Source organism: Kitasatospora sp. NPDC059577, from assembly GCF_042735475.1.
Taxonomy (GTDB): domain Bacteria; phylum Actinomycetota; class Actinomycetes; order Streptomycetales; family Streptomycetaceae; genus Kitasatospora.
This window is the reverse complement of record NZ_JBHWBZ010000001.1, coordinates 465,478-487,312: the sequence shown is the minus strand read 5'-3', so window position 1 is coordinate 487,312 and position 21,835 is coordinate 465,478. Positions and strand designations below refer to the sequence as shown.

Here is a 21,835-nt window from a genome sequence, read left to right as displayed (position 1 = left end):
CCTTAGGAGGTGTGGGAAGTGCCCCTACGGGGAGGGCTGGGTGAGGGTCCGGAACAGGAGGGTGTCGTCGCCCAGGGCCTCGCAGGCCGCGTGCGCCTCGGCGACCTTGCGGGTGCGGTCCGGATCCGCGTCGTCGAACAGCAGGCCCAGCATGGTGCCGCTGTGCGCGCACACCAGGCCGAGCGCCCCGGTCCGCTCCGCGATGGCCAGCATCGCGTCCAGGTGCCGTTTGGGGGCGAAACGCTGGTTGAGGACGGCGCTGCGGGTGGTCACCCGGCCCACGGCGGCCGGGTCCCCGGCGCGCACGGCCGCGGTCAGGGCGTCCAGCAGCGCGGTGAACTCGGCCGTCTCGGCCGGGGAGTAGAGCTTGGGACGCTTGTTGAAGGCGACGGTGTCCAGGTGGCCGCCCTCGTCCACGGCGACCACGGTGGCCGGCGCCAGGGCGCCGAGCGCCTCGCGCAGCCGCACCTCGCGGTGCTCGAAGACCACGACGCCCGGGTGCATCACCCCGTCGGTCGGCTCGATCGGGCGCAGCCAGTGCTCCACCGCCGCCGGGCCGGTGTCCATGCCCAGCGCGCCGCCGACCGCGCGCGCGGTGGCGACCAGGTCGGCGGAGGAGCTGGCCAGTCCCTTGCCGATCAGCAGGTCGCTGTCCAGGATCAGCGTCCCGCCGCCACCGGGCCGGTGGGCCGCCAGCATGGCCTCGGCCAGCCGCAGGGACTTCGTCTTGTGGGCGGGGAAGACCCGCAGCGGGCCGGCCGGGTCGAAGCGGAACCAGGCCCGGGAGCGGAGCGTGATCGGCAGCGTGACGAGGAAGTCCGTGCCGTCGGGCAGCCGGCCCTGGAGCAGTTCGCCGAAGGTGCCGGAGGCGTCGGCGCGGCCGCTGCGCAGGTCCGCGCCGGGGCGGCGGGTGATGAGGCTGGGCCCGGTCACGGGGTGACCGTCGCGGTCTCCCCGGCGGTGTCCCCGGCAGCGGTGTCGACGGCGGCCAGCAGGGCGTCCACGCGCGCCGCGGCGACGCGCGCCGCCTCGTCGCGCAGCCGCCACTGCCCGGCCAGCTCCCGGTACCCGTCCTCCTGCGCGGCGAGCATGACGCGGACGGCGTCGGGGTGCGTCGAGCCCGCGGAGTGCTTGATCCGGACGGCCCGGTCGGAGTCGAAGGAGCGGGACAGCAGCTCGGCGGGCTCGGGCACCCGGTGGCCGTGCTCCTCGGCGATCGCCGCGAGCAGCGGGCCGTCGGGGGTGGCCGCGGTCAGGCCGCCGGCGATGGCGGCCCTGACGTACGCTCCGGCGATCACCTGCGCCGTCCGCCAGGGGACCCCGGCCTCCAGGGTGAGCAGGTTGGCGAGGGTGAAGGCGCCGAGGAAGTCCCCCTCGCAGGCCTCGCGCATCCGGTCGGTCCGGAACGTCGCGGTGGCGAGGGTGGTGTGGGCCAGCCGCAGGGCCGAGCGCAGCGCGGCGAACTGGGCCCGGAGGTGCTGCCCGGCCTCCTTGGAAACCTCGACGCTGTTGGCGTACGGGGTGCCGTGCTGGGCGAAGGCGAGCTGGGTCGCGCAGCCGACGACGTGCGAGCAGCGGCCGCGGATCCGTTCCAGGACGGGGAAGTTGCGCTTCTGCGGCATCGCGGCGGAGATCCCGGCCAGCGCGTCGGGGAAGTCCACGAACCCGAACCCGGCGCCGCTCCAGGTCATCAGGTCGGTGGTGAACCGGCTGAGGGCCACCGCGAAGTTCGACAGCTCGGACGCGACCGCGAGAGCCCAGGACCGGGAGGCCACCGAGACCAGGGCGTGCGCCTGCGGCTCCCGGAAGCCCAGCAGTGTGGCCATCCGCTCGCGGTCCCAGGGCAGTTCCTGGCCGGCCATGCTGCCCGCGCCCAGCGGCGAGCGGTCGATCTCGTCGTAGGTGGCCAGCAGTCGGCGGGCCGCGCCGAGGGTCTCCTCGGAGAGCGCCGAGAGGTAGAACGCCGGCGTGATGGTCTGCGCGGCCTGCGCGTGGGTGTAGCCCGGCATCGGGCTGTCCGGCAGTTCGGCGGCGCGCGCCGCGGCCGTGCGCCCGAGGGCGACCAGGTCCGCGGCGAGGGCACGGATGTTCTCCCGGCAGGACAGCAGCTGGCCGCAGGCCTGGAAGTCGTTGCGGCTGCGGTCGACGTGCCAGGCCGCGAAGGGGGCGGTGGCGCCGCGGGCCACGTGGCGTTCCATGGCGAAGAAGATGTCCGACATGTTGTCCCGCGGGTCCGCCCGGATCAGCTCGGGGGTCAGGCCGTCGAGCCGGCCGGCGAGCGCGGCCGCCCCCTGCGGGTCGACCAGGCCCATCCTGCGGTACTCCAGCAGCAGCACCTTCTCGATGGACACGTAGTGCGGCAGCAGGGCTTCGGCCTCGTAGCCGAACTGCGGGGCCAGCACCTCCTCGTTCCACACCTCGCTGGGCACGCCGTCGATCCGGCCGGTCACTGCCATGTCTCTCCCTCGGGGTCGGTCCGGTGCTCCCGGCGCGTCGCGGTGTGCCGCTCCAGCTCGGCGGCCAGCCGTGCGACGGTCGGGTTCGAGAAGAAGGCGTCGACGGTGGTCTCGACGCGGTGGTCGGACGACAGCCGGGCGAGCAGGCGCAGCGCCTGCAGCGAGTGGCCGCCGACGGCGAAGAAGTCGTCGTGCACGCCCACCCGGTCGACGCCGAGGACGTCGGCCCAGGCGCGGGCCACCACCTCCTCGGCGGCGGTGCGCGGCGGGACGCGGCCGGGGGGCGGGCCCGGCACGGCGCCCGACGCGGGCACCGGGCCGGCCGCACCGGCCCGGCGCGGCGGTCTCACCGGGAGCCGGGACAGCGGTGTCGACCGGTCGGCGAGGGCCGCCGTGAGCACCGCCGCGTAGTCGGCGAGCAGCCCTTCGGCGGTCTCCCGGCGGAACAGGGCGGTGTTGTACTCCAGCCGGGCCGTCGTGCCGGACACCTCCAGCAGCAGGTCGTCCTCGGCGGTGGTGGACGGCGGCCCGAAGCCCTCGGCCGCCGTGGTGTTGAAGGCCAGCTGGTAGAGCGGGGGCAGGCCGGGGCCGCGCTGCGGCGCGAGGTACTCGACCACGGTCTGGAACGGCGTCTCCTGGTGGTCGCGGGCCGCCCGCCACACCGCCCGGACGCGTTCGACGAGCCCGGCGTACGAGGGGTCGCCCGAGGCGTCCACCCGGAGCACCACCATGTTGACGAAGGTGCCGACGAGGGGCAGCAGTTCGGGGCGGTCCCGGCCGGACAGCGGCACCCCGAGGACGACGTCGTCCCGGCCGGAGCGCCGGTGGAGCAGGGCCGCGTACCCGGCGAGCAGCAGCTCGAACGGCGTGACCCCGTGCCGGTCGGCGGCCCGCGCGAGCGCGGGCGCCGTGCCGGCCGGGAGTTCGGCCCGCAGCTCCGCGCCGGCGAAGGACCGCCGGGCCGGCCGCGGCAGGTCCAGCGGAAGGCCGTGCTCGGCCGGCAGGCCGGCGAGCTGCGCCCGCCAGTAGCCGGCCGACTCGGTGGTCCCGGCACCGCCGAGCCGCTCGCGCTGCTGCCGCGCGTGCTCGCCGTAGGAGAGGGCGAGCGGGGGGACGCGCGGCGGCCGGTCCTGTTCGAGCGCCGCACAGAACTCGGTGATCTCGGCGTGGAGGTTGAAGAGCGACGGGGCGTCGCAGACCGCGTGGTGGGCGACGAACAGCAACCGCCAGCGCCCGGCGCCGAGTTTGACCAGGCCCGCGCGCCACAGCGGTGCGCGGGCGAGGTCGAAGGGGGTGTGCTTCAGCCGGTCGGCGAGGATCCCGCGCTCCCGGCGCTGCTCCTCCTCGGTGCGCCCGGAGAGGTCGACGACCTCCGGTGCGGGGTCGACCCGGTCGTGGACGACGGCGGTCAGCGTGCCGTCCACGACCCGGAATCCGGTGCGCAGGGCCTCGTGCCGCTCCACCACGGCGGCCAGGGCCGCCCGGATCCGGGCCTCGGAGAGGTCCCCGTGCAGCGGCCACTGGTCCGCGACGTGGTACAGCGCCGTGTCGGCGGCGAACCGGCTGGCGAGCCAGGCGCGTTCCTGCGCGAAGGAGGCCGCGGTCATCCGGCGCCACCGCCGGGCAGGACGTGGCCGTCGGTCAGGACGTGGCCGTCGAGCCGGACCGGGTCGCCGAGGACGACGGCGACCTCCCGGGATCCCTCGTACGGCTCCCGGCTGTGGGCCATCCGGATGTTGTCGACGACCAGGACGTCGCCGTCCCGCCAGGACTCGCCGAAGGTGGCCGCCTCGTAGACCGCGTTGACGGTCTCCACGGTGCCGGCGTCGACCGGGGTGCCGTCGCCGTGGGCCGTGGTGAACGGCAGGCCGGTCGGCCCGTACTGGTCGAGCAGGTACTCGCGGATCACCGGGTCCATGGTCAGTTCGTTGAGGAAGGCGATCTGGTTGAACCAGCCGGGCACGCCGGTGCGGGGGTGGGCGACGACGGCGGAGCGGCGCTGCACGGTGCGCAGCCGGCCGTCGTCGAACCACTCGTGCCGGATGCCCTCGGCCGCGCAGTAGGCGTCGACCCGGGCCCGGTCGTCGGTGCCGAAGGCGTCGGTCCACGGCACGCCGACGTCCTGGTAGCTCCGCAGCAGCAGCCAGCCGTCCCGGCGGAACGGCTCGACCAGGTCCGGGGGGAGGTCGCGCAGCACCCGCTGGGAGTCGGCGAGCATGGTCCGGCCGCCGCGCTCCGGGGCGGTCAGGCAGCCGAACAGCAGCACGCCGGGGACCTCGGCGGCGTAACTCTGCTCGTGGTGCATGCACATCGGGGCGTCCGCGGGCCAGTGCGAGGCCGAGTAGACCGTCCCGCCGTGGTGCTCGCGGGGCGCGAACCCCTCCCGTTCGGCCATCGGCTCGATCCCGAGGGCGGCGGTGACGGCGGCGAGGTCCGCGGCCGAGGCGACGCCGAGTCCGCGCAGGAGCACGGCCCCGGACGCCTCGACCTCGGCGAGGACCTCCGCCCGGTGCGCGGCGGCCCACTCCGGGCCGGGGGCGGCGTCCAGCACGCGCAGGCGCGGGGCGGTGCGGGTGGCGGGGGCGGCGGGGGTGGCGGGGGCGGCGGGGCTCATCGCCGCGCCTCCGCGGTCCGGCCGGCCGCCTTGCGGTCGAGGAGTCCGGCGACCTCGGCGACGGTCGGGGTGGCCTTCAGCTCGCCCACCGTCACGGCGCGGTCCAGGGCGATCGCCAGCCGGATCGCGGCCAGCGAGGTGCCGCCGAGCTCGACGAAGCGGGAACCGCGGCCGATCCGGTCGAGCGGGACGTCGAGCAGTTCGGCCCACAGCCGGGCGACCCGGCGCTCGGTGTCGGTCTCCGGGAGCGCCACGCCGCCGCCGGCGGCCGGACGGCCCTGCTCCCGGGCCGCGGCGGTCAGCGCCTTCTTGTCGATCTTGCCGTTCGCGGACAGCGGCAGCCGGTCGAGGCGGAGCAGGCGGCCGGGCACCATGTAGTGCGGCAGGACGGCGGCCAGGGCCCGTTCCACGTCCCCGGGCTCGGGGGCGGCGCCGCCGCTGTAGTAGCCGACCAGCTGGGGGTCCTCGGCCGATCCGGCGATCACCACGGCGCCGTCCCGGACGCCGGGGACCTGCAGCAGGCGGTTCTCGATCTCGCCGATCTCGATCCGGAACCCGCTCACCTTCACCTGCGAGTCCCGGCGGCCGAGGTACTCGAACTCGCCGGAGGGCAGTCGGCGGCCGAAGTCGCCGGAGTGGTAGAGCCGTTCGCCCGGCCGGTACGGGTCCGCCCGGTACGCGGCGTCCGTCCGGGCGGCGTCGTTGACGTACCCCCGGCCGACGCACACCCCGGCGAAGACGATCTCCCCGGGCGCCCCGTCCGGGACCATGCGCAGCCGCTCGTCCACCACGTACACCCGGACGTTGCGGGTCGGCGGGCCGAGCGGGACGGACCGGCCGGCCGGCGGGCCGTGCATCACGCCGTGGTTGGTGTCGTCCGAGACCTCGGTCGTGCCGTAGCAGTTGACCAGGGGGATGCCGGGGAAGGCGGCGAACCAGCGGTGCACCAGTTCGGCCTTGAGGGCCTCGCCGGTCACCGCGAGGCAGCGCAGCGACGGCAGGCCGAGGCGGTCGCCCTGGAGGGTCTCCAGCACCAGGTCCAGGTAGGAGGGCACCAGTTGGGCCACCTGGACGCCGGCCCCGGTGACGGTCTCGACGAACCGGCGGACGTCGGTGATGGTGTCCTGTCCGATGATCTCCGTCCGGCCGCCGACCAGCAGCGCGGCGACCAGCTGCCACAGCGAGATGTCGAAGCACTGCGGGGCGGTCTGGGCGATGACGTCGCCCTCGCGGACGCCCAGGTCCTCGATCTTGGAGTAGAGGTGGTTGAGGAAGCCGGCGTGCTCGCACATCGCGCCCTTGGGCTCGCCGGTGGAGCCCGAGGTGAAGTAGATGTACGCCAACTGCTCGGCAGCGACGGGCAGGTGGAGGTCGTCCTCGGGGCCGGACCCGGCCGGCTCCGCCGAAGGAACCTCCACCGGCACCGACGCCGGCACCTCGGTCAGCACCGAGACGGTCACCCCGCGGCCCCGCACCGCCTCGTCGACCTGGCTCAGCCCCGGGTCCGCCAGCACCCGGCGGCAGCCGCTGCGCTCCAGCACCACGGCGATCCGCTCGGCCGGGAAGGCCGGGTCCAGCGGGAGGTAGCAGCCGCCCGCCTTGAAGATCGCGATCACCGCGGCCATCCACTCCAGCGAGCGCTCGGCGACCACGGCGACCACGTCCTCGTCGGCCAGCCCCTGCTGCCGCAGCGACCGGGCGATCCGGTTGGCGCGGCCGTTCAGCTCCGCGTACGTCCAGCTCCGCCCGGCCTGCACCGCGGCTACCGCGTCGGGGTGCCGGCGCACCCGCTCCTCGAACAGTTCGTGGAACCGGCGGTCCGGCAGCTCCCGGACCGGACCGGCGGAGAGCTCCAGCGTGGCCGCGAGCTCCTCCCCGTCGACCAGGCCGTGCTCGTCGTGCGCCTCGTCCGGGGCGCCGGCCATCCGCTCCAGGACCGCCCGGACGTAGCGCTCCGTGCGGTCGGGCCCGACGTGCCCCCGGGCGGCGGCCTCCTCCCGGACCCGCTCGGCCTCGGCCCGCCCCTGCGGGGTGGCCACCCGGGCGACCAGCTCGCGCCAGCTCCGCCCGTCGTCGCCGAGCGCGTCGGAGCCGGTGAGCACCGCCGCCACCTTGAACGAGGCGGCCAGCCGCACCGTCTCCGGGCCGACCCCGGTCTCGGCGGCCAGGGCCGCGATCGCCGCTTCGGCGTTCTTCATCGTTCGTCACCTTCCGGTTCGCTCCGTCGTGCCGGCAGGGGCCAGGGCAGCCGCGCACGATCACGTTTGTTGGTGGCGGTGCGCGGCAGGTCGGCCAGCACCGCGATCAGGTCGGGCACCGCGGGGGCGGGCAGCCGCGCCGCGACGAGCCGGCGCAGCGCCTCCCCGGAGACCCCGGGGTCGGCCACCACGTAGCCCACCAGGCAGGGGTCGCCGGACGCGGTGGTGCGGACCGCCGCGGCGGCCTCCCGCACCCCGGCCTGCTGCTCCAGCACCGCCTCGACCTCGTCCAGTTCGATCCGGTTCCCGCGGATCTTCACCTGGTTGCCGGTCCGGCCGGTGAACGCCAGCGTGCCGTCGGCCCGCAGGTGGCCGCGGTCGCCGGTGCGGTACAGCGTCCGGCCGGGCCGCCACGGGTCGGGCAGGTACGCCGAGGCGGTCTCGGCGGGCCGGCGGTGGTAGGAACCGGCCAGGAACGCGCTGCGCAGGTGGATCTCGCCGGGCACCCCGACCGGGCAGGGCCGGCCGAGGCCGTCGAGGACGAGCGCCTCCCGGCCCGGGATCGGCACGCCGATCGGCACGCCGGCTGGGAACTCCCCGCCGGGGGGCAGTTCGTGGTGGGTGGCGAGGATGCACTCGGTGGGCCCGTACAGGTTGTGCAGCCGCGGACGCACCGCCCGGTGCGCCCAGGCCTCGGCGAGGTCCACCGGGAACACCTCGCCGGCGACCAGGACGTGCCGCAGGTCAGGCAGTTCGCCGCCCTGCGCGTCCAGCGCCTCGGTGAGCAGCCGGAAGAACGACGGCACGGTCTGGATCTGCCCGATCCGCTCCCGCCGCAGCCAGCGCACCACCGAGACCGGGTCGCGCCGGGCCGCTTCGGGCGGCAGGCAGAGCGCGGCGCCGGCGGTGAGCGCCGCGAGGATCTCGGTGTACGCGGCGTCGTAGGTGAGCGGCGCCCACTGGGCGACCCGGCTGTCCGGCCCGATCCCGAACCGCTCCCGCTGCCACTCGGCGAACTGCGCGAACGCGGCCCGCGACAGCGCGATGCCCTTGGGCGTCCCGGTGCTCCCCGAGGTGTGCACGATGCACAGCGGGCGGTCGGCGGCCGGCGGGGCCGGGAAGCACACGTGCTCGCCCTGCGGCTCGTCCCCCGGGGCGTCCCCCGGGGCGGGCACCGGCGCCGCCACCGGCAGGCCGGCGAACCTGCCGTCCGGTCCGAGCAGCGCCGGGTGCGCCGCGACGGCGGCCTCGTCGGCGAGCACGCAGACCGCCCCGGTGCCGGCCAGGATGTCGCGGAGGCGGGCGTCCGGGTCGGCGGGGTTGAGACAGGTGAAGGTCGCACCGGTGCGCATCGCCCCGAGGACGGCCGCGATCCGGCCGGCCCCGCCGGTCAGCAGGAGCGCCACCACCCGCCCGGGGCCGACGCCGTGACGGTCCAGGACGTGGGCCGTCCGGCAGCTCCACCGGTCCAGCCCGCCGTAGTCGAGCGTGCCCTCCTCCGAGCGCACCGCGACCGCCCCCGGGGCCTCCCGTACCCGCGCCGCGAACTCCTCGTCCAGGAAGGCCAGGTAGTCGCGGTACGGCCGGGTGGTGGCGGGGCCGGGTGCCGGGTGGGGCGCGGGGCGGCCGGAGAGGTCGAGTTCGGCCAGCGGCCGGTCGGGGTCGTCGAGCCCGAACCGGACCGCCAGGGCGAGGTGGTCGGCGAAGCCCTCGGCCGTCACCCGGCCCGGCAGCGCGCCGGTGAGGGCGACGGTGAACTCCGCCGGCCCGGTCACGGCCAGGGTCAGCCGGCCCTCGGGGTCGGGCGGGGAGTCGACGCTCACCTGTTCCGCGACGCCCGGCAGTTCCAGGGCCGCGGCCGGCAGGTCGTGCCCGGCGAAGACGGCGCGGATCGGGAAGGCCGGTGTGTCCGGGCCGGCGTCCGGCGCCGTGCGCACCGCGGCGGCCAGCCGGGCGGAGGTCGGGGCGCCGGCGAGGTCCACGCGGATGGTCCGGTGTGCCGGGCCGTCCGGCACGGTCAGCACGGCCTCGTCCGTCCCGGCGTAGCGGCCGAGCACTGCGGCGAAGGCGGCGAGCACCCGCTCGGCCACGGCGGCGGTCTTCGCGGTCGCTGCGGTCTCCCCGGTCTCCGCGGTCTCCCCGGTCTCCCCGGTCTCCCCCGGCAGCGTGCGGGACGCCCGCTCGCCCGGGAGCCAGGCGCCCGGCACCGGTCCGGTCCCGGGCGCCGGTCCCGTCGCGGGCCGCGCCGCCGTCGCGTCCGGGATCCGCGCGCGGTAGGCGGCACCGAGGTCCCGGGTCAGCCCGGCGACCGACCACGTGTCGACCTGCTCCCGGTCCACCGCGAGCAGGAGTTCGTGCGCCCCGGCGCCCAGCCCGGCGAGGCAGGCCCGCAGCCGGGGGCGGCCGGCCGCGCCGACCGGCCGGGCCGCCTCGTCGGCCGCCAGCTCGGCGAGGACGCTCCGCTGCTGTTCCCCGGCGGAGCGGGAGAGGTCGATGACCCTCAGCCGGACCCGGCCGGGCCGCGCTCCCGCCGCTGCGAGTTCCGGACGCGCCGTCACCAGGTCGTCGACCGCCGCCGACAGCGCGGTGACGTCCAGCTCCCCGGTCAGGCGGGCGCGGAGCACCGTGTTGGCGGGCAGGGCCGGCGCGGGGGCGCTCACGATCCGCTCCGCGCCGTGCGGTCCGTCACGGCCGAGGCGAGCCCGGTGACGGTGGGGTCCTGGAGGAACGCGCGCAGCGGCAGGTCGACCCGGTACTCGTAGCGGACCCGGTCCATGAGCCGCGCGATCGCCAGGGAGTCGCCGCCGAGCAGGGTGAAGTCGTCGTCGCGGTTGATGCCGGCCAGGCCGAGGATCTCGCTCCAGATCGCGGCGATCCGGGTCTCGGCCGGCCCCTGCGGCGCCCGGGTGGCGTCGGCGGCGCGCTGCAGCCGGACCCGGGGCAGGGAGCGGCGCTCCACCTTGCCGTTGAGCGTCCGGGGGATCGCCGCCATGCGGACGAACACCGAGGGCACCAGGCCGGGTGCGAGCAGCTGTGCGGCGTGCGCGCGCAGCTCGGCGTCGGGGACGTCGGGGGCCACCACGTAGGCGACCAGGGCGGTCGACACGTCCTCCGTGACCGCCGCCGCGCAGACGTCCTCCACCCCGGGGTGGCCGCGCAGGGCGTTCTCGACCTCGCCGAGGTCGATGCGCACGCCGTGCACCTTGACCTGCTGGTCGCGGCGGCCGAACAGCTCCAGTGTCCCGTCGGGCCGGAACCTGCCGAGGTCGCCGGTGCGGTAGGTGGTGGCGGTGCCGCGCCACTCGTCCTCGCCGAGGTAGCCGAGCAGCGGGAACGGGACCTCCAGCTCCACCTCGCCGAGCGCGTCCTGCGGGTCGCCGGGCCCGGTCAGCACCCGGGCCGCCACGCCCGGCAGCGGCCGGCCGACCGGCACCAGCCGGGCGTGGGCGTCGTCCTCCGTCGTCCGGTGGAAGAGCTTCGTCATGGTGGTCTCGGACGGCCCGTACAGGTTGACCAGTTCCTTGTCGCCGCCGAACAGGCCGCGCCACCAGGCGACGTCGGAGGGGTGCAGCTGCTCGCCGGCGAGCAGCACGGCGCGCAGGGCGGGGAAGGAGTCGGGGGTCAGGGCGGCGGAGCGCAGGGTGCGGAAGAGGGTCGGCACGCAGTGCAGGACCTCGACCTCGTTCTCGGTGAGCCAGCGCGCCAGGCCCTCGCCGACCGGTGTCCCGTCGTCCGGGCGCACGCAGACGGTGCCGCCCGCGCACAGCGGGGCGAAGGCGTCGCGCAGGAACGCGTCGAAGCCCGGGGAGGTCAGCTGGGACACCGTGGTGCCCTCGCCGATGCCGAACTCGGCGATCTCCCAGTCGACGAAGTGGTGGACGGCCTCCAGGCTGCCGCGGATGCCCTTCGGGCGCCCGGTCGTGCCCGAGGTGAAGTAGACGTAGCCGCCGTCCTCCGGGGCGGCCCCCGGCCGGTCCTCGGCGGACCACGCGCGGGGCTCCAGCGTCTCGGGGTGGACGATCCCGGCGCCGTCGGGCAGGCGCCGCCCGGCGAGCGCCTCGCGGCCGACGGCGTCGGCGACGACCGTGCCCGGGCGGAGGGCGGCGAGCACGCCGTCCAGTACGGCGGCGGGCAGCCGGGGGTCGACCGGTGCGAAGGTGCGGCCGGCGGCCGCGCAGCCGAGGACGGCCGCGATCACCTCGACCGGGTCGGCGGTGGCGATCAGGACCGGGTCGGCGGGCCGGCCGGCGCCCTCGAACGCGGCCCGGTAGCCGGCCGCCCGGCCCGCGAGCTCGCCGTAACTCACCTCCCGGGGGCCGGACTTGATGGCGCAGCGGGCGCCGTGGCGGGCCAGGCTGTCCGCCCACCGCCCCAGGACCGTCGGCGTTGTCATAGTGTTCCGTCCTTGATCTGCTGGGCGATGACGGTCATCGGGTCGATGCTGGGCAGGTGCCGGGTCAGGCCGCGGGACTCGATCGCGCGGGTCACCAGGTGCAGTTCGGTGCAGCCGGCGACGAACGCGGCGGCCCGGTACTTGGGCAGCAGTCCGCGGACGAAGTCGATCGTCGGGAGCCGGTCGGCGTTGCGCTTCAGCCGGTAGATGTGGTGGTGCAGCTGCTCCTGGTCGGCCTCGTCGGGCAGGACCAGGCGGTGCGCGAACTCGGGCCAGCGCTCGTGGTCGGTGAAGACGCCGGCGAGGACGCTGCCCCGCGTGCACAGCACCAGGTGCCGGCCCGGGTGTTCGTCGAGCCGGTCGAAGACCAGGTCCACCAGGGAGACGCAGCGCGAGCGCAGCCGCTCCGGCAGCAGCCGGATCGCGGGGTGCGCGGTGATGCAGGCCACCACGACGACGTCGGCGCCGGCGGTGAGCAGGCGGTCGACCGAGTCCTCCAGCGCTTCGCGCACGAGGTCGACCGTGCCGGACTGGATGGCCGTGGTCCGGTCGGCCACGGCCGGGTCGGACCACAGCAGGATCCGCGCGGCGAGCTGTTCGTGCTCGGGCGGTTCGAGTCCGTACACGGTGTTGAGCAGTTCGGTGGAGGCCAGCGGGCCCATGCCGCCGATCACGCCGATCAGCGGCCTGCGGGCGCCGGGCGCGCCGGTGCGTGCGGGGGCGTCGGCCGCCGACGGCCGCAGGGCGGTCGCCGGGGGCGTGGTGACGCGTTCTCGGGTCGTCCCAGTCATCCCAGGCACGGCAGGTCGAACTCCTCCAGGAAGATCGCGAAGGTCGCGATGACGAGCAGGTAGTCCGTGTCCAGGTGCGGGTGCACGGTGCGGGCCCCCGTCGTCTGCCGGCGGATCAGCTCGGCGACGACGGCCGGGTCGAAGTAGCCCTGCCGGCGGACGGTCGCGGGCGACAGCAGGTCGTTGAACCACTCGTCGCCGGCCAGCAGCAGCTCGGTGCTGGTCTGGCTGCGGAAGCCGAACTTGCGGCGGTTCAGCACCTCGTGGGGGACGAGCCCCTCGGCGGCGCGGCGCAGCACGGCCTTCTCGCGGCCGCCGGCCGTCATCAGGGACGGCGGGATGGCGGTCGCGTGCCGGACGACGTCCCTGGCCAGGAACGGGAAGCGCATCTCGACGGAGCTGGCCATGGCCATCCGGTCGCCGTGGTCGCCGAGCAGGTGGTCGGCGAGCCGCAGGTGGAAGTCGAGGTAGGAGCGCTGGTGCAGCGGGTGGCGCCCGATCAGCCGGTCCGGGTCGACCAGGCGCTGGGTGGTCACCGAGAAGCGGTCGAACTCCTCGGCCAGCGGGCCGCTGTAGAGCTGGCGGCGCAGGTCGTGGGCGGGGAGCTGGTCGGTCTCGTACCGCAGGTCGAGGCCCCACATCCGGTGCGCGGCCTCGCGTTCGAGCTGCTCCTCCAGGAGGTCGCCCGGGCCGCGGTCCGGGCCGCCGGTGTCGAAGAGGTAGCCGGGGTAGCCGCCGAACAGCTCGTCGGCGCCCTCGCCGCTGAGCACCGCGACCGTGCCGGTGGCGCGGACCTTGCGGGCCAGCAGCATCGAGCAGACGTTGTAGGACTCCTTCACCGGGGTCTCGGCGTGCCGGACCATGCCGGCGAGCAGGCCGGCGGTGTCGGCGGCGTCCACCGGCACCTCGTGGTGGCGGGTGCCGATCTTGCCGGCGACCAGCCGCTGGTAGCGCGCCTCGTCGATGCTGCTGCCGGGGAAGGTGACCGCGTAGCTGGGCCACGGGTGGTCGGGGCGTTCGGCGGCCATGAGTCCGCCGATCAGGCTGGAGTCCAGGCCGCCACTGAGGTACATCCCGACCGGGACGTCGGCGACCGAGCGGGAGCGGACGGCCGCTTCGAGCAGGTCCCTGGTCCGGTCGGCGTGCCCGTCGAGGACGCGCGGGTCGGCGAGCGCGGCCGCGTCCCGCCGGCGCGCCTCGTCGTCCCAGAGCGGGTAGTCGAGGTCCCAGTAGCGCTCGGTGCGGTGCCCCGAGCGGTCCGCGACGAGCCGCTCGCCGGGGCGCAGCGACCGGATGCCCTCGAACATCGTCCGGGGGCTGACCAGTCCGGGCAGCGAGAGCACCTGGTCGAGTCCGCGCAGGTCGACCCGGCGTTCCACCAGCGGGTGCCGGAGAATGCTCTTGATCTCCGAGGCGAAGACGATCCGGCCGGCCACCGCGGTGTAGAACAGCGGAAGAACTCCGCAATGGTCGCGGGCGAGCAGCAGGCGGTCCTCGCGCCGGTCGTAGAGGGCGAAGGCGAACTGTCCGTCGAGGTGGTCGGTGAGTTCGGTCCCGTATTCCTCGTAGAGGTGGACCAGGACTTCCGTGTCCGATCCGGAACGGAATCTGTGGCCTTTTCTCCGGAGTTCTTCGCGCAGGCTCCGGTGGTTGAATATCTCGCCGTTGCACACCGAGACGACGGAGGAATCCGGCGTGCTGTGGGGCTGTCCGCCGCCGGCCAGGTCGACCAGCGACAGGCGGCGGAATCCGGCGGTGAACGCGCCGGTCCGACAGGTGGTGTGCGCGTCTGGTCCCCGGTGCACCAGCACGTCGGTCATGGCCGTCAGGACGTCGGGGTCCAGGCCGGCCGGGTCGTCGGGTCCGTAAACCCCGGCTATTCCGCACATCGAGCTCTGGCTCCTATCACCCGGTCGCTCACGCGAATCCTGACGGAATCCGCTGCTCCTTCGACATGTCCGCCGGTCACATTAGGAGCGGCACCGCGCACGGGTCAACGATTTCCCGCTCGTCCTTTCGACCGGAATCCCGGCCGTACCGAAGTACAGGTCTGTTCCCGACCTACGGGCGGCGACGTGCGGGGATCCCGCCGCCTAGCGTGAGGGCCGAACGATTTCGCGTGGCATCGACGGGAGGTTGGAGACTATGCGCGTCCTCGGCTACAGCGGGCTGAACGGCGGACTGGAATTCAAGCGGGAGGCTTTCCCCGGGCTCGATCCCCGGTTGCACAGGTTCGCCCAGGGCTACGACTCCGCGGCGGCCCTGGTGATCGACGGCGAGGTGGTGGCCGCCGCCGCGGAGGAGCGGTTCACCGGGGAGAAGACCACCGGGTCGTTCCCGGTCAACGCCATCGAGTTCTGCCTGGCGCAGGCCGGCCTGGGCCCCGACGACATCGACGTGCTGGCGCACGGCTTCGCCTACGGGGATCCGGCCGGAAGCTTCGGGAGCCCCTACTCCTCGGCCAGGTTCCGCGAGGTGTACTCGACGGAGTCGCAGCTCGCGCTGGCCGAGAAGTTCCTGCCCGGCCGGCCCTGGGCCGACCGCTTCCGGCCCGTCCCGCACCACCTGGCGCACGCCGCCAGCACCTTCTACCCCAGCGGGTTCGAGGACTCGCTGATCGTGGTGAGCGACGGGATGGGCGAGTCGGAGAGCCTCACCGTCGCGGTCGGCCGGGGCGAGTCCATCGAGGTGCTCCACACCATCCCGGCCATGCACTCGGTCGGGATCCTCTACAGCCTGGTCACCCACCACCTCGGCTTCGTCCCCTTCATGGACGAGTACAAGGTGATGGGCCTGGCGCCCTACGGCGACCCGCAGCGCTACTACGACCGCTTCGCCGCCATGGTGCGGCTGCGGGAGGACGGCACCTACACCGTCCCCGTGCTGGCCCGGGACCGCACGGCCTTCGAGCACGAGACCCACGAGGGCGTGCTGCGCGAGCTGGCCGCCGTGCTCGGCCCCGCCCGGCTCCCGGGGCAGCCCTCGACGCAGGACCACGCCGACATCGCGGCCGCCCTGCAGGCGATCACCGAGCAGGCGATGCTGCACGTCCTGCGCGCGGCCCGCGAGCGCACCGGCCTGAACCGGCTCTGCCTGGCCGGCGGCGTCGCGCTGAACTGCACGCTCAACGGCCTGGTGTCGCGCAGCCGCCTGTTCGACGACATCTTCGTCCAGCCGGCCTCCAGCGACGACGGCACCGCGATCGGCGCGGCGCTCGCGGCGGACGCCGCCGCGTCCTCCCGGGCCGGCCGGATGTCCATGCCGTACTGGGGCCCCGGGTTCTCCGACGAGGAGCTGGCGGCGGCGGTCGGCGAGCCGCAGGGCTGCACCGTCCACGAGTACGCCACCGACGCCGAACTCGCCGAGGGCGTCTCGGAGCTGCTGGCCGACGGCAACATCACCGCGTGGGTCCAGGGCCGGATGGAGTTCGGTCCCCGCGCGCTCGGCAACCGCAGCATCATCGCCGACCCGCGGACCGAGGCCATGCGCGACCGCCTGAACGAGGTCGTCAAGGAGCGCGAGAGCTTCCGGCCGTTCGCACCGGTGGTCCGCGTCCAGGACGCCGGCGACTACTTCGAGATCGAGCCCGGCACCGAATCCCGGTACGCCCACATGCTGTTCGTGACGCAGACCCGCGCCGAGCAGCGCGACAACCTCGGCGCGGTGACCCACGTCGACGGCAGCGCCCGGGTCCAGGTGCTCCACCCCGAGAGCAACCCGCGGTTCTTCGAGCTGATCAGCGCCTTCGGGCGGCGCACCGGCACCCCGGTGGTGCTGAACACCTCCTTCAACCTGCGCGGCCAGCCGATCATCGCGACCCCGCAGGAGGCCCTGCGCACCTTCCTGCGCTCGAAGCTGGACGCGCTCGTCCTCGGCCGCACCGTCATCGTCAAGGACGCCGCGACCGCGAAGGACGCCGCGACCGCGAAGGACGCCGAGGTCAGCAAGGTCAGCAAGGTCAGCAAGGTCGGCAAGGACGGCAAGGAGTCGATCGCCGATGTCGGCTAGCCTCTTCCAGCCCCGGCAGCCGGCCGCGCACGCGACCCTGCCGCCCGACCGGCCGCGGCCGCCGGTGACGCAGTTCCGGCGCGCCACGGTGGGCCTCGACGGCGCCGCCTTCGCCGAGGGCGTCAACGAGGTCTCGGCCCGGTACGGGATCGAGCCGCAGACGGCGGCGGTCGCCGCGGTCGCCGCCGCCCTGGCCGCCCGTCACCGGCGCGGCCGCACCGCGCTCGCCGTCGGCACGGTCTTCGGGCCGGCCCGGCTCCTCGACGTCGAGGTCGCGTTGGGCGGCCGGACCGCCGCGACGGTGGCCCTCGGCCGGCTGGACGCCGAACTCGACGCCGAACTCGACGCCGGATCCGACGCAGGATCCGGCGCCGGTCAGGGAACCTCCGGGCAGGGAACCGCGGGCCGCTCCGGCGTCGCGGTGCTGTTCGGGCGCCCGGCCGAGGAGTGGCGGGGCATCGGACCCCGGCTCGCCGACCGGGACCTCGTGCTCAGCCTCGACCCGGAGCGCAAGGAGGCCGGCTGCGAGTACGACCGCGACCTCTACGACCCCGCCACCGTGACGGCCTTCTGCGACTCCGTCCGGCAGGTGCTGGTGGCGCTGCGGGACTCGCCGGACCTGCCCGTGCTCGACGTCGAGGAGGACGCGGCCCCGGACCCGGACGCGACGCAGGCCGCCCCGGCGACGCCCGACGCCCCCGGACTGACCGCCACCGAGGGCGTCCTGCAGGGCATCTGGGCCGAGGTGCTGGACGTCTCCGCCGCCGAGATCGAGACCGGCTCCGACTTCTTCGCCCTGGGCGGGCACTCCCTGCTGGCCGCCCGGGTCGCCATGCGGACGGGCACCGTCCTCGGCGTCGAGATCACCGTGGAGGACCTCTTCCACCACCCCACGCTGGCCGAACTCGCCGACCGGATCGACCGGGCCGCGCCCACGACGGTGCGCCCCATCCCGGCCGCACCCACCGGCGGCGCCCACCCGCTCAGCTCCGCGCAGACCGGGATCTGGCTCGCCGAACAGCTCAACCCGGGAGCGGCCCAGTACAACTTCCCGCTGTACTGGCGGCTGCGCGGCACCGTGGACCCGCAGGCGCTGCGGCGCGCCCTGGACGGACTGGTGCGGCGTCACGACGCCCTGCGGCTGCGGATCACCGAGTCGGACGCCGGCCCGGTGCAGACCGTCGCCCCGGTCGAGGCGGCCCCCTTCGAGGTCGTCGAGCTGCCCGGACTCGACGAGGCGGCCCTCGCCGAACTGGTCGAGCGCACCGTCGACGCGCCCTTCGACCTGGCCGAGAACGCGCTGCGGGTGGTGCTCGTGCGCCTGGCGGCCGACGACTGGGCGCTGGTCCTCGTGGTCCACCACATCGTCTGCGACCAGTGGTCGCTGGCCCACCTCGTCGACGAACTCGGCACCCTGTACGCCACCGGGGCCACCGCGGCGGAGGACCCGGCGCAGGACGGCGCGCGCACCGGCTACCTGGACTACGCGGCCTGGCACCGGGACGTGCTGGCCGAACGGCTGCCCGCGCTGGGGGAGCACTGGCGGGAGAGCGTCGTCGGCGCCCCCGAGGTGGACCTGACGGTGCTGCGCCGCTCCGACGCCGGCCCCGGCCTGCGCAGCGGCTGCCACCGCTTCGAGATCCCCGCCGCACTGCTCGGCGAGGTCGAGGAGCTCGGCCGGCGCAGCGGCACGACCCCGTTCATGGTGCTCTACGCCGCGTTCCTCGGGCTGCTCCACCGCTACTCGGGCCAGCACGACCTCACCGTCGGCACCTCCGTCGCCGGCCGCGGCCACCCGCAACTCGAAGCGTCGGTCGGCTCGTTCGTCAACCTGGTACAGCTGCGCACGGCGCTGTCCGACGGGCTCGCGTTCCGCGAGGTCCTGGACCGCGCGAAGCGCACCGTCATCGACGCCTACACCCACCAGGACTACCCGCTGGAGACCGCGCTGCGCGAGCGGCGGCTCCACGGCGCCCCGGGCTCGCCGCTGACCTCGGTCATCTTCGAGCTGCTGAACGTCGACCCGGTGCGGCTCGCCCTCCCGGGCGCCACGGCCGAGGAGGTGCCCGTCCGGGTCGGCTCGGCCAAGTTCGGGCTGATGGTGACGCTGGAATCCACCACCGCGGGGACCATCGGCAACGTCGAGTACCGGGCGGACCACTACGACGCCGCGCGCGTCGCCCGGTTCGTCGAGCACTACCTGTCGCTCCTCGCGGCCGTGGTGCGGGACCCGGAGCTGCGGGCCGACCGGTGGCTGCCCGCCGGGGAGCCGGCGGCGCCGGACCGCGCCGACGCGCAGCCCGCGGCCGCCCCCGCGCAGCAGCCGGACGCCGACGACGCGGCCCCGGCCTCCAGCCGGCGCGCCGCCCTCGAAACCGTCCTGGCCGACCTCTGGGCCGACGAACTCGGCGTGGACGCCGTCGGCGCCGACCAGGACTTCTTCGCGCTCGGCGGCTACTCGCTGACCGCGACGCGGATCGTGGCGCGGCTGCGGCGCGAGCTGTCCGTCACGGTGCCGCTGCGCGTCCTGCTCGTCGACGGGACGGTCACCGCGCTGGCGGCGTACATCGAAGCGCACGAGCCCGACCTCCCGGGCCTGTACAGGACCGTCAGGGTCATCCGGCTGGCGCGGGCGGACGAGCACCGGCAGCGGCAGACCGCCGATCAGGAAAGTAGTTGAGCACCATGACCCACTCGCTACCCGTGTCGCCGACGCAGCAGGGCATCTGGCTGGCCGAGCAGGTCAACCCGGGGCAGCCGGTCTACAACGTGCCGGCCGCGCTGCACCTGCGGGGCGAGCTGTCCGCGGACGGGCTGCGCGACGCCGTCGCGGCGCTCGTCCGCCGCCACCGCGCGCTGCGGACGAGGTTCTCCTCCGCCGCGGGCCTCCCCCGCCGCACCGTCCTCGACCACTCCGACGTCCCGGTCCGCGACCTGCGGCTGCCCGACGAGGCGGCGGCCCGGCAGGCCATGGCCGAGGAGATCGCCCGGCCCTTCGACCTCGCCGTCGACGCCCTGCTGCGGGTGTCCGTCCTCCGGTACGCCGAGGACCGGTGCTTCCTGCTGCTGGTCTCCCACCACCTGGTGAGCGACGGCTGGTCGGTGGACGTCCTGCTGGAGGACCTCGCCGCCCACTACCGGGCCGGCCCGGAGCGCGCGCCCGGGCCCGACGAGGCGCCGCGGGAGCCCGCGCTCCCGCCGGTGGACGCCGCGACGGCCGCGGAGAACCTCGCCTTCTGGGAGCGGACGCTGCGCGACGCCCCCGCGGCGACGGAGCTGTTCGGCTCCGGACACCGGACGACGACCCGCACCAACCGGGGCACGACCTCCCGGTTCGTCCTGCCCGACGCCCTGTCCGCCGCCGTCCGCGCGTTCGGCCGCACCCACCGGGTGAGCCCCGCCATGACGCTCCTCGCCGGGTTCGCCGCGCTGCTCACCCGCTACAGCGGGCAGCAGGACCTCGTCATCGGCACCTCGCTGGCGGGCCGCGACGACCCGGAGACGGACCGGCTGGTGGACTGCCTGGTCAAGGTCGTCCCGCTGCGGATCACCACCGGCCCGGACACCGGCTTCACCGGGCTGCTCCGCACCGCCCGGGACGCGTTCATCGACGCCCTGGAGCACCAGGACGTCGCCCTGGAGGACCTCGCCCGGCGGCTCGGCACCGACCGGGACGGCTCGCCGCTGTTCCGGATCCTGTTCGGCTACGCCCGCGGGCACGCCGCACCGCCGATGGCCGGCCTGGAGACCGCCCACGTCCCGGTGAACACCGCGACCGCCAAGTTCGACCTCACCTGGAACGTCAACGACGACGGCGAGCGGATCGAGATCGAGGTCGAGCACCGGACCGAGCTGATCGACGCGGAGCTGGTCGAGCGCCTGGCCGGGCACTGGTGCCGGCTGCTCGGCTCCCTGCTGACCGCGCCGGACGCGCCCGTGGCCCGGGCCGAACTGCTGTCCGCCGAGGAGCGGGCGCAGCTCGTCGGGACGGCCGAGACCCCCCGGGTGCGCCCGTCGGCGCCGGAGCGGTTCGCCGCGCGGGTGGCGGCGGCCGGTGACCGCGTCGCGGTCAGCGACGGCACCGGCGCCCGGCTGACCTACCGGCAGCTCGACGAGCGTGCGGCCCGACTCGCCGCGCTGCTCGCCGGGGCCGGGGTCACCCGGGGCGACCGGGTCGGGCTCTGCCTCGACCGCTCCGTCGACCTGGTCGCCGCCGTCCTCGCCGTCTGGCGGCTCGGCGCCGCCTACGTCCCCGTCGACCCCGACAACCCCACCGGCCGGATCGCGTACGTCCTCGGCGACGCCCGGGTCCCGCTCGTCCTCGCCGACCCCGACACGGCCGACCGGGTCCCGGCGGGCCCCTGGCGCACCCTCGTCACCAGCCGGGCCACGGACGCCGCGCACACCGGGCCGGTCCGCCCGGAGGCCGGCGACCCCGCGTACGTCATCTACACCTCCGGCTCCACCGGCACCCCGAAGGGCGTCGAGGTCACCCACGGCAACCTCGCCGCGCTGCTGGACGCCGGCGCGCAGACCGTCGGCCTGCACGAGACCGACGTCTGGTCGCTGTTCCACTCCTTCGCCTTCGACTTCTCGGTCTGGGAGATCTGGGGCGCCCTCGCCCACGGCGGGCGCGTGGTGGTCGTCCCGCGCGACGTGACCCGCGACCCCGCCGCCTTCCGCGACCTGCTGGTGCGCGAGCGCGTCACCGTCCTGAACCAGACGCCGTCCGCGTTCCGCCAGCTCGTCGCCGAGGAGGAGCGCCATCCGCTGGACGAACTGAGCCTGCGCCTGGTGGTGTTCGGCGGCGAGGCGCTCGACCTGGCCTCGGTCCGCACCTGGTGGCGCCGCCACACCCCCGACCGCCCCGTCCTCGTCAACATGTACGGCATCACCGAGACCACCGTCCACGTCACCTGGCAGGTCCTGGACGAGGAGCGGATCGAGACCGGCAGCAGCCCGATCGGCCGGGCCCTCCCGGGCTACCGCACGCTCGTCCTGGACGACCACGGGCAGCCGGTACCGGTCGGGGTGCGCGGCGAACTGTACGTCGGCGGCGACGCCGTGGCCCGGGGCTACCTCGGACGACCGGACCTCACCACCGAACGCTTCGTCCCCGACGCGTTCACCGACGTGCCCGGCGCCCGCCTGTACCGCAGCGGCGACCTCGCCCGCTGGACCGCCGCCGGTGAGCTGGAGTACTGCGGCCGCAACGACGACCAGGTCAAGATCCGCGGTTTCCGGATCGAACTCGGCGAAGTGGGGGGGCCCGGCGGCCCCCCCCCCCCCCCGCCCGGGGCCCCCCCCCCCCGCGCCCCGGGCCCCCCCCCCCCCCCCGCGCGCCCCGCGCCCCCCCCCCCCCCCCCCCCCCCCCC

General features: G+C 75.4%; 11 protein-coding genes and 1 pseudogene. 3 read left to right on the top strand and 9 right to left on the bottom strand.

What is annotated here, in order from left to right; all coding sequences use genetic code 11:
• Positions 1–24 precede the first annotated feature (24 nt).
• From ACFV0O_RS02255 to asnB, 9 genes are read right to left on the bottom strand one after another with little or no spacing between them, the layout of a single operon-like run.
• Positions 25–933 (bottom strand): kinase, encoded by a 909-nt coding sequence (locus ACFV0O_RS02255; RefSeq protein ID WP_380335132.1) that lies wholly within the window; start codon positions 931–933, stop codon positions 25–27.
• Positions 930–2,456: an argininosuccinate lyase gene (locus tag ACFV0O_RS02250; RefSeq protein ID WP_380335129.1), complete on the bottom strand. Its 1,527-nt coding sequence runs from the start codon at positions 2,454–2,456 to the stop codon at positions 930–932. The genes ACFV0O_RS02255 and ACFV0O_RS02250 overlap by 4 nt, the downstream gene beginning before the upstream one ends.
• Positions 2,447–4,063 (bottom strand): condensation domain-containing protein, encoded by a 1,617-nt coding sequence (locus tag ACFV0O_RS02245; protein ID WP_380335127.1) that lies wholly within the window; start codon positions 4,061–4,063, stop codon positions 2,447–2,449. Before ACFV0O_RS02245 ends, ACFV0O_RS02250 begins: the two co-directional genes overlap by 10 nt.
• Positions 4,060–5,070: a TauD/TfdA family dioxygenase gene (locus ACFV0O_RS02240; protein ID WP_380335124.1), complete on the bottom strand. Its 1,011-nt coding sequence runs from the start codon at positions 5,068–5,070 to the stop codon at positions 4,060–4,062. The genes ACFV0O_RS02245 and ACFV0O_RS02240 overlap by 4 nt, the downstream gene beginning before the upstream one ends.
• Positions 5,067–7,268 (bottom strand): amino acid adenylation domain-containing protein, encoded by a 2,202-nt coding sequence (locus tag ACFV0O_RS02235; protein WP_380335121.1) that lies wholly within the window; start codon positions 7,266–7,268, stop codon positions 5,067–5,069. Before ACFV0O_RS02235 ends, ACFV0O_RS02240 begins: the two co-directional genes overlap by 4 nt.
• The gene (locus tag ACFV0O_RS02230; RefSeq protein ID WP_380335119.1) at positions 7,265–9,928 is read right to left on the bottom strand and encodes an amino acid adenylation domain-containing protein; all 2,664 of its coding nucleotides are present in this window, start codon (positions 9,926–9,928) and stop codon (positions 7,265–7,267) included. The genes ACFV0O_RS02235 and ACFV0O_RS02230 overlap by 4 nt, the downstream gene beginning before the upstream one ends.
• Positions 9,925–11,661 (bottom strand): AMP-binding protein, encoded by a 1,737-nt coding sequence (locus tag ACFV0O_RS02225; RefSeq protein ID WP_380335116.1) that lies wholly within the window; start codon positions 11,659–11,661, stop codon positions 9,925–9,927. Before ACFV0O_RS02225 ends, ACFV0O_RS02230 begins: the two co-directional genes overlap by 4 nt.
• A complete protein-coding gene (locus tag ACFV0O_RS02220) occupies positions 11,658–12,452 on the bottom strand; it encodes an aspartate/glutamate racemase family protein (RefSeq protein ID WP_360261165.1) in 795 nt (264 codons plus the stop codon). The genes ACFV0O_RS02225 and ACFV0O_RS02220 overlap by 4 nt, the downstream gene beginning before the upstream one ends.
• Entirely contained in the window at positions 12,449–14,341 is a 1,893-nt protein-coding gene (asnB, locus tag ACFV0O_RS02215) for an asparagine synthase (glutamine-hydrolyzing) (RefSeq protein ID WP_380335112.1), read from the bottom strand. Before asnB ends, ACFV0O_RS02220 begins: the two co-directional genes overlap by 4 nt.
• A 256-nt stretch (positions 14,342–14,597) precedes the next feature.
• Between asnB and ACFV0O_RS02210 the strand changes: the two genes are divergently transcribed.
• From ACFV0O_RS02210 to ACFV0O_RS02200, 3 genes and pseudogenes are all read left to right on the top strand, one after another.
• Entirely contained in the window at positions 14,598–16,460 is a 1,863-nt protein-coding gene (locus ACFV0O_RS02210; RefSeq protein ID WP_380335110.1) for a carbamoyltransferase, read from the top strand.
• Entirely contained in the window at positions 16,450–19,140 is a 2,691-nt protein-coding gene (locus tag ACFV0O_RS02205; RefSeq protein WP_380335107.1) for a condensation domain-containing protein, read from the top strand. Before ACFV0O_RS02210 ends, ACFV0O_RS02205 begins: the two co-directional genes overlap by 11 nt.
• A gap of 5 nt (positions 19,141–19,145) precedes the next feature.
• Positions 19,146–21,662, top strand: a pseudogene (locus tag ACFV0O_RS02200) (amino acid adenylation domain-containing protein); the annotation flags it as partial.
• Between the last annotated feature and the right edge of the window lie 173 nt (positions 21,663–21,835).

Bases quoted from the DNA above. Each gene is read 5' to 3' on its own strand.
- ACFV0O_RS02220 (WP_360261165.1), bottom strand. From the start codon at position 12,452: ATGACTGGGACGACCCGAGAACGCGTCACCACGCCCCCGGCGACCGCC.
- ACFV0O_RS02205 (WP_380335107.1), top strand. From the start codon at position 16,450: ATGTCGGCTAGCCTCTTCCAGCCCCGGCAGCCGGCCGCGCACGCGACC.
- ACFV0O_RS02240 (WP_380335124.1), bottom strand. From the start codon at position 5,070: ATGAGCCCCGCCGCCCCCGCCACCCCCGCCGCCCCCGCCACCCGCACC.
- ACFV0O_RS02250 (WP_380335129.1), bottom strand. From the start codon at position 2,456: ATGGCAGTGACCGGCCGGATCGACGGCGTGCCCAGCGAGGTGTGGAAC.
- ACFV0O_RS02225 (WP_380335116.1), bottom strand. From the start codon at position 11,661: ATGACAACGCCGACGGTCCTGGGGCGGTGGGCGGACAGCCTGGCCCGC.
- ACFV0O_RS02235 (WP_380335121.1), bottom strand. From the start codon at position 7,268: ATGAAGAACGCCGAAGCGGCGATCGCGGCCCTGGCCGCCGAGACCGGG.
- ACFV0O_RS02210 (WP_380335110.1), top strand. From the start codon at position 14,598: ATGCGCGTCCTCGGCTACAGCGGGCTGAACGGCGGACTGGAATTCAAG.
- ACFV0O_RS02245 (WP_380335127.1), bottom strand. From the start codon at position 4,063: ATGACCGCGGCCTCCTTCGCGCAGGAACGCGCCTGGCTCGCCAGCCGG.
- asnB (WP_380335112.1), bottom strand. From the start codon at position 14,341: ATGTGCGGAATAGCCGGGGTTTACGGACCCGACGACCCGGCCGGCCTG.